A 239-nucleotide genomic window follows, 5' to 3' on the forward strand; every position below is an offset into this window, starting at 1 on the left:
CAAAACGTTGCTGTAAAACCCATTTTGCCCAGTCGTTATTTACTAAGCCTTTAATTACTTTGATTGCTGCCTTAATAGCTGCACCCTTAGGGCCATTTGTAGTAGCAAGTGGATCATTGTTAGCATTCTCAATAGCTTTAAATGCTTGAAGCAAGGCTTCTTGTTTTTCTAAAGGTACATCTCTTAGAGCAAGTTGTTTCTGAAGCTCAGTAGGATTGATAGTTACTACCAAATCTTCT

Annotated in this window: 1 protein-coding gene; it reads right to left on the reverse strand. The window is 37.7% G+C overall.

Going from position 1 to position 239, the window contains the following annotated elements; all coding sequences use genetic code 11:
- The coding region (locus R0J88_RS23175) for a hypothetical protein (RefSeq protein WP_410901341.1) at positions 1-239 on the reverse strand (239 nt) is incomplete at both ends.

The sequence above is a fragment of the Pseudoalteromonas sp. SIMBA_162 genome, assembly GCF_046535955.1.
GTDB classification, from domain to species: domain Bacteria; phylum Pseudomonadota; class Gammaproteobacteria; order Enterobacterales; family Alteromonadaceae; genus Pseudoalteromonas; species Pseudoalteromonas marina.